Below are 15244 nucleotides of genomic sequence, written 5' to 3'. Positions count from 1 at the left end.
GGGCGGCGGCCGTGCCGGGCCGCGCCGAAGGAGACCTCATGACCCTACGACTTGACGACGCGGCCCGGCCGGCGACCGACCACGCCACCGACGCCCCCTGCCCCGCCATGCGCCATTTCGACTTCGCCACCCTGCCGGCACCCGACCGCTACCGCCTTCTGACCGCTGCGGTCCTGCCGCGGCCGATCGCCTGGGCGGTCACCCGCTCGGCCGAGGGCCGGGTGAACGCGGCCCCCTACTCCTTCTTCAACGTCTTCGGCTCCGACCGGCCGGTGGTCTGTCTCGGCGTGCTCGCGCGCCCGGACCGGCCGAAGGACACTGCGGTCAACATCCGGGCGACGCGCGAGTTCGTGATCAACCTCGTCCCCTTCGCCCTCGCCGAGGCGATGAACCTCACCTGCGTCGAGGCGCCGCCCGAGGTGGACGAGACCCGGCTCGCCGGGCTCGCCACCCTGCCGAGCGTCGCGGTCCGGCCACCGCGCATCGCCGCATCGCCGGTCGCCTTCGAATGCCGTCTGATCCACGAGTTCGAAAGCGGTCCCGGACAATGGCTGTTCGTGGGCGAGGTGCTGCACGCCCATGTCGCGACGCGCGTCCTGACCGGCAACCCCGAACGCCCCCGCATCGACCACGAGGCGCTCGACCTCGTCGCCCGCATGCATGGCCCCTCGGCCTATCTGCGCACCCGCGACGTCTTCGATCTGGTGAGGCCGGTCTGGGCCGACACCGCGCCTCAACCCACCGAAACACACTGCAAGGAACGACAAGCATGACCAAGGTTAAAGTGGCCGCGGTGCAGGCGGCGACGGTGCCGTTCGACGCCGCCGCGGCGACCGCCCGCACGGTCGACCTGATCGCCGAGGCGGCGTCCACCGGCGCGTCGCTCGCCGTCTTCCCGGAAGCCTTCATCGGCGGCTATCCGAAAGGGCTCGATTTCGGCTGCTCGATCGGCCGGCGCACGCCGGAGGGACGCGCCGACTTCGCCCGCTACGTCCGCGGCGCGATCACGGTGCCGGGACCGGAAACCGAGACGCTGTCGGCTGCCTGCGCGCGGCACGGCATCCACGCGGTCGTCGGCGTCATCGAGCGCGACGGCGGGACGCTCTACTGCACGGTGCTCTACCTGGCGCCGGACGGCCGGATGGGCAAGCACCGCAAGGTGATGCCGACCGGGTCGGAGCGGCTGGTCTGGGGGTTCGGCGACGGCTCGACCCTCACCGTCATGGACACGCCGTTCGGCCGTGTCGGCGGGGCCATCTGCTGGGAGCATTACATGCCGCTGATGCGCGCGGCATACTACGCCAAGGGCGTCCAGCTCTGGGCGGCCCCGACGGCGGACGACCGCGAAAGCTGGATCGCCACCATGCGCCACGTCGCCATGGAGGGGCGCTGCTTCGTGATCGGCGCCTGCCAGGTGATGCGCCGCTCCGACTTCCCGGAGGACTACGCCAGCCGCATCGACGCTGGGCCGGACGAGTGGATGATGCACGGCCGCTCGGTCATCGTCGGGCCGCTCGGCGAGATCCTCGCCGGCCCGCTGGTCGACGCGGAGGGCATCCTGACCGCCGAGGTGGACGTCGAGGATTTGGTCGGCGCCAAGCTCGATTTCGATCCGGTGGGCCATTACGCGCGGCCGGACCTGTTCAGCATGCGCGTCGACGAGACCCCGCGCGCGCCGGTCGCCACGGTGCGCGACCGCATCTCTGCCGACCACAACGAGATGGCCGACGAGGCGGCTTGATTGATGAATGGGCGTGCGTGTTCGACCGGCACGCCACGCTGACGTGGTGAGGATACGGACGCGATTGTCCATTCCGTGCGTTTCGGCATCGCCGCTCCGGCTGGGAGACGGCGATGCCGACCCGTGCGGGATCGGATGATCTTTCAGCAAACCCCACACAGGCTTATGCAAACCGGGGCTTATGGAAACCGGCGGATCTCCGCCAGCCCATGCCCGGCGTTCGAGGCCCGTAGCGTCTGAACGATCCGCCGGAGACGCTGTGCCAAGACGCGCTCCTTCGCGCAGGCCTCCTCGCACAGCGCGCGCATCTCGGCGATGCTTGGCCTCCACTTCCTCGTCCGGCGCCATGCGCGCGCCGCGTCGTCGATGGCCCAGGCCGGAAACTCGCCCAAGTCCTCGACCCAGTCCATGGCGACCAGCTGCTCGACGTCGGGCGTCAGCCCCTTGGCCGGGAAGTGGGACAGCAAGGCCAGCACGCGACCGAGCAGATGGTCGGGCTCGGCCGGCGCAAGGATGGAACTTTCCAGGTCCCTCAGCACCCGCTGCGCCATGGCGACCTGCCGGGCCGAAAGGGACGCTGGTGGCGACCAGCTTTCCTGAAGCCCCTCGAACCCATTCTCGCCGAAGCGCGGGCGGTGTTCCAGGGTGCCGGTGGCCAGGACCTCGCGCAACGCGTCCGGAAAGGCGGCGACCAAACACCGGCAACGTTCGGCCGGGGCCATCGCCGGGTCGAAGGGCAGCGGGGACCACTCGGGCAGCGGCATCATCGCGACGGACATCGACAGCTCCTCAGAAACGGGGACGGGCGACGGGCTGGGCGCCCTTGAGCCTTGCGGCGACGGTCATCCAGGCATTGACCCGCTGCTCGGCGACGCTTTGGCTGGCGCCGGTGACGATACCCCCGACAGACCCGGCGGCTTTCACCGTCGGCGCTTTGCCGGCCGCCGCGTCCTGGGTCAGCCACGCCCGCCAAGCGGCGGAAATGTCGCGGTACCGGTAGCCGTGAGCTTGGCAGCGCAGGACAAACCCCTCGACATGCCGGCTGAGATCGACCGTGCCGAAGCGGCTCCGGGCCCAGGCGAGATCGTCGGTGTTGGGCATCCAATCCGCAGGCACCTCACACACCGGTCCGCGCCCGCCCGAAGCGAGCGAGTCCGGATTCTGTTCAGGATGATGGTGTTCCTGACTCGGTGCTGGACAGGGGGCGTTCGCCGGCGAGTCATCCCTGTCGCCGGCCGAAACAGGGCGCGCCGCCTGGATGATGACGGTCGGGGCGACGGCCTCCTCGTTCTGGGCGACGCGCAGTTGGTACAGGCAGGACAGCCGTGAGCCATCGCGGCCGCGACGGTGCTCGATGGTGACCAAACCGATGTCGTGAAGACGCTGGAGGATGCGGTTGATGGTTGGGCGCGAACGTTTCAGTTTCGCCGCCAGGGTCGATTGCGACGGCCAGCAGACGCCGTTCTCGTTGGCGAAGGTGGCAAGCGCCGCGAGCACGGCGAATCCGTCCGCGTCGAGGTCGGGGTGGTCGAGCCACCAGGCGGGAATCTTGCCCCAGCGGCTGTTGGTCTCGGTCGTGGTGGTCATGCGGCGCTCCCGCGAGGTCATGGAACCGGCATGGGCCGGCGTTCTTGCGGGACAGGATTCCCCGGATGCTTCGGAGTCTCCAAAGCGCGCCCGTCACCTATCGACAGGTGGCGGGCGCGTTTGTGGTAGGTGTCAGGCGCAATTGCGGAGGTGTCAGGCGCGGCATCGGCAGGCCGCAGACGCGCATATGAAGGTGTCAGGCGCGGTTACCGCCGCGACTCGGGGACCTTGAAACGCGCCTGAGACCTATCGGCGCGTCGATGACGCCTTGTGGGCAGCCCATCCTCTAGGTTCCAGGCGCGTTTCGAGAGCCCCGGATAGGGCGCAGGCGCGCTCCGATTCGCTGGATTCTCTAGGTTTCAGGCGCGTTCGACGGCCCGGACCATTCGGTAGGTCTCAGGCGCGCTCACGTGTCGGTGACACCCTGGAGCCGGCCCGGCGGCGAATCGTGGTGTCAAGCCGTCTCCGCAGGGGAGTGAAGACATGACCGATTCGGCCCCGCTCCGGCCTGTCGTTCGGCAAACGCGCCTGCGACCTACCGCCTGCGCGCCCGTTGCCTACAGGAAGCGCGCCTGCCACCTACTGGATGCGCGCCTGTCACCTATGGTTCCACGTGCGATGTCGTTGCGTCGGACGGCGGAAGAGACATAGGCTTGGTGTTCAGGAATTCGGAGAGGCACCAGATGTCGGGGCAGATCGTCGTCAAGCAGCGCCGTATGGAGACCCAGGGGCAGACCGTCCAGGGCACGCTGTTCGAACACATCGACGCCACCACGGGCCGGCGCCACAGCGTCAACATGGTCTCTCTGTACGATCTGGCCCCGAAGTACATTTTCGACAGCCCTGAATCGAAGGCCAACGGGCAGGCGGCGCACAGCTTGGAACCCCGCGACCCGGCGGCTCAGGATGACCGCCTGCCGATGATCCACCGGCAGTTCTCCTTCGCCGACCAGATCTACCACCTCACGGTCGTTCCGGCACGCATCCAGCGCCGGGTGAAGGGCAAGGACGGCCGTTTCGTCCGCGACGCCAGCGGAGCTCAGCTGGTGGAGGAGATCGACGCCTATCCGGGTGAGCGCGAACAGATCATCGAGGACGTGATCCGCAAGCTGGCCTCGGACCCGGCGCGCCTGTCGGTGGACAACGGCGAGGCGATCCTGCGCTTCTCCCTCTACGAGGTCTGGCAGGAGCTTCGCTCCGTCCGGCACACCCTCAGCATTCCGGAGATCAAGGAAGCGCTGATGATCATGCGGCGCTGCACGGTCCAGATCGAGCGCCGTGGCCGCCGCAAGGTCATGATGGACTCCGGCATCTTCGCCGGCCTCGGGTTGCGGCAGCGTCCCAGCGAGACGGACGACACCGACGACGCCTCGATCCTCGATGACGAGAGCAGCGACGCGGAGACCTTCGTCCAGTTCAACATGATGCTCCGCGAGGCGATCCGCCGGGTCGACTGGCACTCGATCTCCTACGAAGCCCTGATGAAGATCCGCAACCCGTTCTCGCGCTGGCTGTTCAAGCGCATCGCGGAGACGCTGCGGCAGGACCCCTCGCAGTCGGTCGTCAGCATCACCGCCCGCGACATCATCCGCGACTCCGGAATGTCGGAGTGGTCGCGGTTCCGCGACATGCGGCTGCGGATTCACGACGTCGTCAAGGCGCTTGCCGATACGCAGATCGGGGCTCTCGACCGCATCGAGATCGAGGAGGTCAAGGAGGGGCGGAAGTACGTCGACGTCGAGTACAACCTTTATCCCTCCCAATCCTTCCTCGACCAGATCCGCCGCGCGGTGGCGGAGCGCGCCGTCAACGAACGCGAACTCACCCTGGTGGTCAACAACGACGATCTCGATGAGAGCGGCCGCCCCAAGCGTTTCGTTCCGGTCACCTCCGACGTGGCCAACCAAAGCCGCCGTCGCCGTCGGGCGGCCCTGCCGAAGGGGGGCGACGGACAGATGCCTCTGCTGGACATCGTGGAGTAAGCTGGGGAGACCTGCCCTCCCCTGCCCGCCCGTCCGCTGAAGCGGGCCGGATCCCGCCGACAAGGGACCTGCGGTGCGTTGAGCCGACTCAATCGGCGAGGAGGGCCGCCAGCTTCTGCTGAATCGCTTCAAGCGCGGACCGCTCGGCGGGGCCCATGCCTTCACGGTTCTCCTCAAGCTTGGCGACCATTTGTATCAAACCGCGGACCGCGGCTCCGGCCGCGCGTCTTCTAAGCAAAAGACCATCCGGCTCCTTGCGCTTCATCTCCTGCCGCTGTTCGGTGATCGCCTTCGCCGTTGCGCCCCTTCTGGCGAGTCTCCACAGCTTGCGCCGCCCCTCTTCACTGGGCGCGGCGGCGACTTCCTCCAGCGTGGTCTGCGGGACGCGATCGACGAGGACCATATACTCGTCGAGCACATCCTGCGGCAGGGAGAGGATGCCGAGCGCCCGTGAAATCGCCGCAGGGGTTTTGCCAACCACCTCGGCCAGCTTTTCCTGGGTGTAACCGTGCTTGTTGCGAAGGCCGTCGAGCGAGCGGGCCGTCTCGACCGCGTTCAGGGATTTGCGTTGCAGATTGTCGACCAGGGCCAACTCGTCGGGGTCCCCCGACAGCACACGCGCGAAGATCGTGGTGCGGCCCAGCAACTCGAAAGCCCGCAAACGCCGTCCGCCGCCGATCAGGGCGTAGCCGTTGCCGCCCCCGGGGGTCACCAGGATCGGATACATCAGGCCGTGCCGCTCGATGGACTGCCGCAGTTCGGCAAGGGAGGCATCGTCCTGCACGGCGCGCGGTTGGTGCGCGCGGCGGTCGATGCGGTCGATGTCCAGTTCGAGCACCGAGGGGAAGTCGTCGGAGAGGCCGAACGCCTTCGGCGCCGGTCCGGTCACCTCGGCCGATGCGGTCAGGTCGGTGCGGCGGGCGAGCTTACGCGACATGGGCCTTCAGCTCCTTGGCGGCAGCGCGGGCGGCGGCGGCGATCTCTTCGAAGACGGCGCGCCCGGGGATGCTCTTGACGGCGGCGAGAGGGATCACGCCGGATGCGGCGGCCTGCGCGAACACGGTCGCTCTCGGAATGGGATCGAAGATGCGGTAGCGGTCGCCGTAGCCCCGGCGCAAGTCCTCCAGGGTCGCCTGATCCTGGGTCAGGCGGGCGGAGAACAGCGTCGGAAGGATGCCCAGCATGCGCAGCCCGGGATTGCGCCGCCGCCGCAGGTTCTCCAGGGAGTGCAGCACGTTTCGCAGGCCGACGAGCGCCAATGCTTCGGTCTGGCACGGCACCAGCAGAAGGTCCGATGCCTCGAGCGCGCTGACGGTGACGGCACCCAGGTTCGGAGCGGTATCGAGAACAATGAAGTCGTACTGGTTCCGGACCTCGCCGACACGCTGCCGGAGGGGAGCCAGCTTCCCAAGGGCGAGTTCGACGTCGGCGTCGGCCAAGCTCATGAAGGCGGGAAGGAGGTCGAGCCGCGGTTCCGGGGTTTGGATGATGTAGTCGGTGAAGGGCTTGTCGTCCGCCAGGGCGTAGTACAAGGTCCGGCGTTCAACCTCCATCTGGTCCATCTGGGCCGGCGAGTAGCCGAGATGGACGGTGGCGCTGCCCTGGCTGTCACAATCGATCAGCAGGACCTTCGACCCTTGAGCGAGCAGACAATAGGCGATGCACAAAGCCGACGTCGTCTTCGACACCCCCCCTTTCGCCGATCCGCACATCACGACGGTGGCATGGCGCGGCCGGTCGGTGCTGCGCTCGGTCTCGACAGCGTCCACGACCGTCTTCGGTGTCCGCTCCGATCCACTTTCCCAGCGCGAGATCTGAGCCCGGTCATACTTGCGGCCGAGGCTCTCGTTGAGCCAAGCCGCCAGTTCGGTCTGGCTCCACCCGCGTTCCTCGCGCAGTCCTTTGAGGCTTTCTCCGGCCATGGTTCGTGGGGTCTCCCGTCCGACTGTCCGGCCGCATCCTTGGTCGCATCCTCAACATTGTCAATGGAGTTTCCCGAGATTGCCTCAACAGGGCGATTTTGTGTTCTGGGAGAAAGTTGCGCTCTACAGGATCGTGCGCACTTTTTGCGTGCTTAAGTCAACTTAACGCACACGGGCCGTTCGGGCTGACGCACTGGACCCGACCCAGGCAACCAACTTAGGTGCCGTAAGGGCGACACCCTGTTCGACCAACTCCATCAACGGGTGATCCGCGCAACAGATTCCAACGAAACGGCCATGAGGAAAGGAACTGCGACCGATACGGCGATTCCGGCGGCTGCAGCCTCCGGAAGGTGCAATCGCGTTCAGCGGTGCGGGACAACCATCGCTCCAGGGTAAGCTCCGCTCACCCCTCCCGGTGAAACGTCCCGCAGTCGTTCAGAACACAGCAGAGGTGATCGAGGAACGCTTCGGCCAGCGGCGGAAGGGAGCGCCCCGCCTTGCGGATGACCCTGACGGGACGGGAGAAGCCGAACATATCGATGGGGCGCGAGCGCAGCACCGGCTCGGCAGCGATCTCGCGCGCGGAGCCCGGCAGAATCGTCAAGCCCAGCCCGGCCCGCACCATGGCGATCGCCGTCATCATATAGGTCGCCTCGCAAACCGGCTTGGCGATCCGCCCGGCGGAGAGGAATGCCTCGTCGACGATCTCGCGGACGCTGGTCGCCGGGTCCATCAGCACCAGCGGCACCTCGGCCAGCGTCTCGATGGTCACCCGCGGAAGATCGCCGACGGCATGGCCCTGTGGAAAGACGATGTGCATCCGGTCGCGGACTTCCAGCACCGTGTCGATGTCCTGTCCCTTCGCTTCGCCTCCCGTGATCCCGAGATCCACCTCCTCCGACCGGACGAGCCCGAGCACGCGGCTGGCGATGACGTCCTTCAAAACGAAGGTCACGCCGGGATGAAGGTCACGGAAGGACTGGATGGCGTCGGGCAGCACGCCCGCCGCGATGGTCGGCAGCGCCGCCACGCGCACCACCCCGCGCCGCATCGCGGCGATCTCATGCGTGTCGACCACCACGGCGTCCAGGTCATGGACCATGCGCTGGAACACCGGCAGCAGTTCGCTGCCGATGCGGGTCAACTCGACGGACCGGGTGTTGCGGTCGAACAGCTTAACCGCCAAGGCATCCTCCAGCCGTCGGATCTGCACCGTCAGGGTCGGCTGGGCGACGTGCAGCGACTCCGCAGCCCGCGTGAAACTGCGGGTCTGCGCGGCGGCGAGAAAGGCGCGTATCTGGCGGAGACTGAGATCCATAGCTCAACTCTATTACTGACATTGAATCAATTCAATTGTTCGCGCGAACAATCTCGGCAAGGATGGTTTGCATGCAGCGGAATTCAGCCGCCCGTCGGTGCGACGCGCCGGAGCGGAGGAAACCGGAACGAATAAAAATGCAAGGGGGAGACCATGCCAGCCTCAATCACCGGCGGCGGCCGCACCGCAATGGGCGCCGCCATGGGGGCCGCCGCGTCCCACGCCGTCCCTTCGCCGCGCTGAGGGCCGTCGATGCACCGCATCAGGATCGGTTCCGGCGCCGGCTATTCCGGCGACCGCATCGAACCGGCAATCGATCTCGCCGAACGGGGCGGCCTCGACTACCTCGTCTTCGAATGCCTTGCCGAGCGGACGATCGCCCTGGCCCAGCAGGCGCGGCAACGCGACCCCGCCGGGGGCTACGACCCGCTGCTGACGGTCCGCATGACCGCCGTGCTCGGCGCCTGCCGGCGCAACGGGGTGCGGCTGATCACCAACATGGGAGCGGCCAACCCGCTCGGCGCCGCCGAGGCGACGCGGGCCGTCGCCCGCTCCCTGGGGCTGGGCGGGCTGCGGATCGCCGCCGTGACCGGGGACGACGTGTTGGCGGTCGCGCGGCAGCTCGACGTCGCTCTGGAGGACGGCGGAACCCTGCGCGGGCTCGGCGACCGCGTGATTTCGGCCAACGCCTACATCGGCGCCGGCCCCATCGTCGAGGCGTTGGCCGCCGGCGCCGACGTGGTCATCACTGGACGGGCCGCCGACCCGGCGTTGTTCCTCGGTCCGATGGTCCATGAATTCGGCTGGCGGATGGACGATTGGGACGCGCTGGGGCGCGGCACCATGGCCGGGCATCTGCTGGAGTGCGCCGGGCAGGTGACCGGCGGCTATTTCGCCGACCCCGGTGTCAAGGACGTGCCGGAACTGGCCCGACTGGGCTTTCCCATCGGCGAAATCCACGCGGACGGCACCCTGGAGGTGACCAAGCTGCCCGGCACGGGTGGGTGCGTCACGCCGGCCACCGTGAAGGAACAGCTTCTCTACGAGATCCACGACCCGGCGCGTTATTACCAGCCGGACGTGGTCGCCGACTTCTCCGCCGCCCGCGTCGAGGGCGACGGGCCGGACCGGGTGCGCGTCCGTGGCGGGCGCGGCGCCGCGCGGACCGGGCTTCTGAAGCTGTCCATCGGCTACATCGACAGCTGCATCGGCGAGGGGCAGATCTCCTACGCCGGACCGGGAGCGGTCGAGCGCGGGCGGCTCGCGCTGGACATCGTCCGCGAGCGGCTGGCCCTGACCGGCGTGCGGACCGAGGAGTTGCAGTTCGACCTGGTCGGCCTCGACGCGCTGCATGGCGACCGGCTGTCGCGCGGCCACACGCCCTACGAAGTCCGCCTGCGGGTGGTGGGGCGGACCGCCAGCCTGGACGAGGCGGCCCGGATCGGGAACGAGGTCGAAACGCTCTACACCAACGGCCCGGCGGGGGGCGGCGGCGCCTGGAAATCGGCGCGCGAGATCGTCGCCGTCGCCTCCGCCCTGCTGCCGGAAAGCGCCGTGCGTACCTCGGTCACCCTGCTGGAGGCGTAAGCCATGAAACTTCGGGACGTTGCGCACACCCGCTCCGGCGACAAGGGCAACATTTCCAACATCTCGGTCATCGCGCTGGACGAGACCGACTACCCGTTCCTGGCGGAGCATCTGACGGCCCAGAGCGTCGCCACGCATTTCCAGGGAATCGTGACCGGAACGGTGACCCGCTACGAGCTGCCGACCCTGGGGGCGCTCAACTTCGTGCTGACCGGGGCGCTCGGCGGCGGGGTTACCCGCTCGCTCGCCCTGGATGCCCACGGCAAGGCGCTGAGTTCCGCCCTGCTCGATCTCGAACTGCCGAACCGCAACCGGCAGAACAACCAATATGGAGGGGAACGCCCATGACCAAGAAGAAGACAGCGTCCAACGACACGGCGCCCACCGGCACAGCGCCCGCGCGCCCGCGTCTGAGGGCGCTCCTGGGAGCCGCCGCCGCCGTCCTCATGACCGCATCGGTCCAGGCCCAGGCCGCCGACCCGATCAAGATCGCCTACAACGGCGACATCTCCGGCTCGCCGTCGGCGGAATCGGGGCAGATCGGCGTTCTCGGCATCGGCGCCGCGGTCGAGGACATCAACAAGCGCGGCGGCGTGCTGGGCCGCCCCCTGGAATTCCTGGTCCGCGACGACCTGGGCCAGCCGCCCAAGGCCATCCAGAACATGACCGACCTGATCGACCGCGAGAAGGTCTCGGTCGTCTTCGGCCCGACCAATTCCGGCAACGCCCTGGCCTGGAAGCACATCGCCAACCAGAAGCGCATGCCGGTGCTGGTTTCCAGCGCGTCGAGCACGGCCATCACCGAGGGGCCGTCGAGCGGCAACTACCTGTTCCGCGTCTCCATGGTGGACCGCGAGCAGGCCTCCGCCCTGCTGGCCTACGTGAAGAAGAACCCCGAGGCGAAGGCGGTCGGCTTCTTCGTGGAGACGACCGGCTACGGACAGGCGGGGCTGAAGGATCTGGAGCAGATCGCGGCGCTGCACGACATGAAGCCGGTGTCCATCGAGAAGTTCGACGCCCGCGACACCGACATGACCTCGCAACTGTCCAAGGCCAAGGCGGCGGGGGCGGACACGCTGGTGGTCTGGGCGCAGGCGGCCCCGCTCGGGCATCTCGTGCGCAGCATGGAGAAGCTGGACTATTTCCCGAAGGTCTTCACCACCTGGGCGGCGTCCTTCAGCGGCTTCCCCGAGGTCGCCGGGCCGAAGCTGATGGAATGGCCGGTCTTCCTGACCACCTCCAGCGAGCGCAAGTCGGCGGAGGCGGAATCGCTGTTCGCGCGGATCGGGCCGAAGCTGGCCAATCCGTCGATGTTCTGGGCGGCCTCGCAGGCCTACGACACCGTTCTGCTGTGGGCCGCGGCGGCCGAGCAGGCCGGCGACACCAAGGGCGAGGCGGTGCGCGCCGCGCTGGAATCCCTGAACAAGCCGGTCGCCGGCATGGTCAAGACCTACGACAAGCCCTTCTCCACAGCCCAGCACGAGGGGCTGACGGCGGCGGACTATCACTGGTCGCGCTGGAAGGACGGCAAGGTCGTCGATTTCAACGACCCGGTGCTGGCCGGGCTGCAACCGGCGGACTTCAAGAAGTGACGCGGACCGCGAACCGTCACGGAGGGTGACCCATGCTGCAAGCCATCATCGGCGGGCTGACGCTGGGCAGCGTCTACGCCCTGATCGCCCTCGGCTTCAACCTGACCTACACCACCACGCGGACGCTGAACTTCGCGCAGGGTGACTTCGTGTCGGTCGGCGCCTTCGTCGGGCTGGGAACGGTGGGGGTGCTCACCGCGGCGCTCGGTGCCGACGCGGTCGGTTATGTCTGGCTCTACGCGCTGGCGGCGGTGGCCGCGGCGCTGGTGATGGGGGTGCTGGGCCTGCCGCTCTATCTGGCGGCGATCCGGCCCTTCGCCGGCAAGCCGGGCATGTCCTGGGTGGTCAGCACGATCGGCTTCGGCATCGTCCTGCAAAGCGCCGCCCTGTCGGTGTGGGGGCTGGGGGCGCGGATGCTGCCCGCCCCCTTCGGCGACGAGGTGTTCCGCGTCGGCGAGGCCGGCTTCCGCTCGCAGGAGCTGGTGGTGCTGGTCCTCGCCTTCGCGATCCTGGGGGCGTTCGACCTCGCCATGCGGCGCACGGCCATCGGCCGCTGCATGCGGGCGGTGGCGCTGAACCGCGACGCCGCGGCGCTGATGGGCATCGACGTGCCCCGCGTCATGGCGATGGCCTTCCTTGCCAGCTCGGCTCTGGCCGGGCTGAGCGGGGTGCTGGTCGCGCCGATCCTGTCGGCCTCCCTCTTCATGGGGGTCATCATCGCCCTGAAAGGCTTCTCCGCGGCGATCATCGGCGGCCTGACCAACCCGCGCGGCTGCATGGCCGGCGGCCTGCTGATCGGTCTGGTGGAGTCCCTGACGGCCCTGTGGAGCGCGCAATGGCGGGAAATCATGGTCTTTCTCCTGGTCATCCTGGTGCTGGCCATGGCGCCCAACGGCCTGTTCGGCCGGAAGCTGGTGGAAAAGGTATGATGGAGGCCTCCGTACTCCGGCCGGCGGCCCGCCGCTTCGCCCTGCTGCGGGCGGCCCCGGCCCTGGGCATCGGCGCGGCGCTGGTGGCGCTCGCCCTGACGCTGAGCAACGATTTCTACCTCTACGTCGCCTTCATGGCCGGCGTTTACTACATCTGCGCCTCCGGCATGAACGTGCTGGCGGGTTATGCCGGGCAGAAGTCTCTCGGGCAGGCGGGACTGTTCGCGGCGGGGGCCTACACGGTGGCCCTGCTGACGACCCGGCTGGAGCTTCCGCCGGCGCTGGCGCTGGCCGCCGCACCGCTGGTGGCCGCCGCGGTGGGCGTGCTGATCGCCCTGCCCTCGCTGCGGGTGAAGGGACCCAGCCTCGCCCTGGTCACGCTGGCCTTCGGGCTGGTGGTGGAGAAGCTGGTGACCGAATGGACCGACCTGTTCGGCGGCGCCCAGGGCATCTACGGCATCGCCCCGCTGGCGCTGGGCGACGAGCCCTTCGCGCTGAAGCACTGGGTGGTCCTGGTGATCGTCCTGGGCGTGGCGGTCCATCTCGCCTTGTCCCATCTGCTGAACGGGCGGTTCGGCCGGGCGCTGCTGGCCCTGCAAAGCGACGAGATCGCCGCGGAGTGCGCGGGCATCTCGGTCTACCGCTACAAGACGCTCGCCTTCGTGCTGGCCGCCGCGCTGTGCGGGCTGGGCGGCGCGCTGGTGGCGCAGCAGAACCAGTATTTCAATTCCGACTTCGTGACCTTCCACCTGTCGGTCTTCATCCTTCTGCTGGTGCTGCTGGGCGGGGCCGGCAACATCTATGGCCCCATCGCGGGCGCGGCGATCCTCACGATGACCGAGGTGTTCCTGGCGCAATGGCCGTCGGTGCAGCACTTCATCTACGGAGCGATGCTGCTGTTCGCGCTCTACCTGATGCCGACGGGCGTCGCCGGCGCGATCGCGCGCGTCCTGCCCCGCCGGATGGCGGTCCTGGATGGGGTGGAAACTCCCCCGCTGACGGCGATGGAGCGCGGCCGGGCGTCGCCGTCCGCCGGCCCCCTGCTGGCCGGCCCCCTGCTGGAGGTGACCGGCGTCAGCAAGGCGTTCGGCGGCGTGGTGACCGCGGACAAGGTCGGGTTGCGGCTTCACGCCCACCGGATCCACGCCCTGATCGGTCCCAACGGCGCCGGCAAGAGCACCCTCATCAACATCCTGACCGGCGTGATCACCGCGGATTCCGGGACCATCCGGCTGGCCGGACAGGACATCACCCGTGGCACGGCCCACGCCCGCGCCGCCCGCGGCATCGCCCGCACTTTCCAGAACCTGCGCCTGTTCGGCTCCATGACGGTGTTGGACAACGTGCTGATCGGCGCCCATGCGCGGATCGGCGTGACCGGGCGGGAGGAGGATGCGGTCGCCAAGGCGAAGGCCGTCCTGGACTTCGTGGGCCTGGGCGAGCACGCCGGGGCGCTGGCCGGCAGCCTGCCCTACGGCCTGCAACGTCGCGTCGAGCTGGCCCGCGCGCTGGCCGGAGACCCGGTCCTGCTGCTGTTGGACGAGCCTGCCGCCGGCCTGAACCCACGGGAGACCGCCGAGCTTGGGCAGCTCATCAAGCGCATCGGCCAGCTCGGCGTCGCGGTGCTGATGGTGGAGCACGACATGGGCTTGGTGATGAGGATTTCCGACGAGATCGTCGTCCTCGATCGGGGCGTGGTGATCGCCGAAGGCGCACCCCGCGACATCCAGACCAACCCCCGCGTCATCGAGGCCTATCTGGGCCGCGAGGACGGTTTGGCCCCGGACAAGCCGGAAGCTGACAAGGAGGAGCGCCCATGCTGACCGTCGCCGACCTGAGCGTCTCCTACGGGCCGATCCGCGCCTTGCGCGGGGTGTCCATCCGGGTCGGGGCCGGCGAGATCGTCGCCCTGATCGGCGCCAACGGCGCCGGAAAGAGCAGCCTCCTGCGCGGCATCACCGGCCTCGTCCCGGCGGCGGGGCGGGTGGCCTTCGACGGCCGGCCGGTCGACGGGCTGAGCACCCCGCAGCGCGTCGCGCTGGGCGTCGCCATGGCCCCGGAGGGGCGGCAGATCTTCACCGACCAGACGGTTCACGAGAATCTGCTGCTCGGTGGGCATCTGCTGCGCGGTCAGCCACAGCGGATCGCCGCCAACATCGACCGCTTCTACGCGCTGTTTCCCCGGCTGTTGGAACGGCGGGACCAGATCGCCGGCACGCTGAGCGGCGGCGAGCAGCAGATGCTCGCCATCGCCCGCGCCCTGATGACGGAACCCAAGCTGTTGATCCTCGACGAACCCTCGCTCGGGCTCGCGCCCATCATCACCGCCGACATCTTCAGGACGCTCGTCGGTCTGCGCCGGGACGGCATGACCATTCTGCTCGTCGAGCAGATGGCCAACCAGGCGCTGGCCATCGCCGACCGCGCCTATGTGCTGGAAGGCGGGTCGATCGTGCTGGAGGGCGCCGCCGCCACGCTGCGCCGCGATCCCCGCATCCGCGAAGCCTATCTCGGCGGCGATCTCGCCCACCACGCCGCCTGACCGGCGGCTCCCTTCCTAATCGGCCGCCTGACCGGCTGCCC

At 68.6% G+C, this 15244-nt stretch carries 14 protein-coding genes; 9 read left to right on the top strand and 5 right to left on the bottom strand.

All coding sequences use genetic code 11. The features are described from left to right. The first annotated feature begins 38 nt into the window (after positions 1-38). On the top strand, positions 39-773 hold the full coding sequence (locus DS837_RS15435) for a flavin reductase family protein (protein WP_345772117.1): 735 nt from the start codon (positions 39-41) through the stop codon (positions 771-773). After that, positions 770-1741, top strand: a complete 972-nt coding sequence (locus DS837_RS15430; protein WP_149165574.1) for a carbon-nitrogen hydrolase family protein — start codon at positions 770-772, stop codon at positions 1739-1741. The genes DS837_RS15435 and DS837_RS15430 overlap by 4 nt, the downstream gene beginning before the upstream one ends. 179 nt (positions 1742-1920) lie before the next feature. Here the strand turns inward: DS837_RS15430 and DS837_RS15425 are convergent, their stop codons facing one another. Then, positions 1921-2520: a hypothetical protein gene (locus DS837_RS15425; RefSeq protein WP_149165573.1), complete on the bottom strand. Its 600-nt coding sequence runs from the start codon at positions 2518-2520 to the stop codon at positions 1921-1923. 10 nt (positions 2521-2530) lie between these two features. Continuing rightward, positions 2531-3328, bottom strand: coding sequence for a helix-turn-helix domain-containing protein (locus DS837_RS15420; RefSeq protein ID WP_149165572.1), 798 nt, complete (start codon positions 3326-3328; stop codon positions 2531-2533). Between the two features lie 683 nt (positions 3329-4011). Here DS837_RS15420 and DS837_RS15415 point away from each other — a divergent pair. Continuing rightward, positions 4012-5310: a plasmid replication protein gene (locus DS837_RS15415; RefSeq protein ID WP_149165571.1), complete on the top strand. Its 1299-nt coding sequence runs from the start codon at positions 4012-4014 to the stop codon at positions 5308-5310. Between the two features lie 88 nt (positions 5311-5398). On the opposite strand, the gene DS837_RS15410 is transcribed toward DS837_RS15415, so the two are convergent. The 3 genes from DS837_RS15410 to DS837_RS15400 all read right to left on the bottom strand — a co-directional run bounded on the left by DS837_RS15410 (position 5399) and on the right by DS837_RS15400 (position 8553). Next, on the bottom strand, positions 5399-6247 hold the full coding sequence (locus tag DS837_RS15410; protein WP_149165570.1) for a ParB/RepB/Spo0J family partition protein: 849 nt from the start codon (positions 6245-6247) through the stop codon (positions 5399-5401). After that, complete coding sequence (locus DS837_RS15405) at positions 6237-7232, bottom strand: AAA family ATPase (RefSeq protein ID WP_149165569.1); 996 nt, start codon at positions 7230-7232, stop codon at positions 6237-6239. Before DS837_RS15405 ends, DS837_RS15410 begins: the two co-directional genes overlap by 11 nt. 406 nt (positions 7233-7638) lie before the next feature. Then, on the bottom strand, positions 7639-8553 hold the full coding sequence (locus DS837_RS15400; RefSeq protein WP_149165568.1) for a LysR family transcriptional regulator: 915 nt from the start codon (positions 8551-8553) through the stop codon (positions 7639-7641). 252 nt (positions 8554-8805) lie between these two features. Here DS837_RS15400 and DS837_RS15395 point away from each other — a divergent pair, with 252 nt between their 5' ends. From DS837_RS15395 to DS837_RS15370, 6 genes are read left to right on the top strand one after another with little or no spacing between them, the layout of a single operon-like run. Next, positions 8806-10140 (top strand): acyclic terpene utilization AtuA family protein, encoded by a 1335-nt coding sequence (locus DS837_RS15395; protein WP_149165567.1) that lies wholly within the window; start codon positions 8806-8808, stop codon positions 10138-10140. A 3-nt stretch (positions 10141-10143) separates the two neighbouring features. Continuing rightward, the gene (locus DS837_RS15390) at positions 10144-10488 is read left to right on the top strand and encodes an AtuA-related protein (protein WP_149165566.1); all 345 of its coding nucleotides are present in this window, start codon (positions 10144-10146) and stop codon (positions 10486-10488) included. After that, positions 10485-11732 carry an ABC transporter substrate-binding protein gene (locus DS837_RS15385; RefSeq protein ID WP_149165565.1) on the top strand — a complete coding sequence of 416 codons (1248 nt, stop codon included), beginning with the start codon at positions 10485-10487 and terminating at the stop codon, positions 11730-11732. The genes DS837_RS15390 and DS837_RS15385 overlap by 4 nt, the downstream gene beginning before the upstream one ends. Before the next feature lie 32 nt (positions 11733-11764). After that, positions 11765-12661 carry a branched-chain amino acid ABC transporter permease gene (locus DS837_RS15380; RefSeq protein WP_149165564.1) on the top strand — a complete coding sequence of 299 codons (897 nt, stop codon included), beginning with the start codon at positions 11765-11767 and terminating at the stop codon, positions 12659-12661. Further along, positions 12658-14484 (top strand): branched-chain amino acid ABC transporter ATP-binding protein/permease, encoded by a 1827-nt coding sequence (locus DS837_RS15375; RefSeq protein ID WP_149165563.1) that lies wholly within the window; start codon positions 12658-12660, stop codon positions 14482-14484. Before DS837_RS15380 ends, DS837_RS15375 begins: the two co-directional genes overlap by 4 nt. Beyond that, positions 14478-15203: an ABC transporter ATP-binding protein gene (locus tag DS837_RS15370; protein ID WP_149165562.1), complete on the top strand. Its 726-nt coding sequence runs from the start codon at positions 14478-14480 to the stop codon at positions 15201-15203. Before DS837_RS15375 ends, DS837_RS15370 begins: the two co-directional genes overlap by 7 nt. Positions 15204-15244 lie beyond the last annotated feature (41 nt).

This window comes from Azospirillum brasilense (genome assembly GCF_008365405.1).
Lineage (GTDB): Bacteria > Pseudomonadota > Alphaproteobacteria > Azospirillales > Azospirillaceae > Azospirillum > Azospirillum brasilense_D.
The sequence above is the reverse complement of the archived record's forward strand: the minus strand, read 5'-3'. Positions and strand labels throughout refer to the sequence as shown.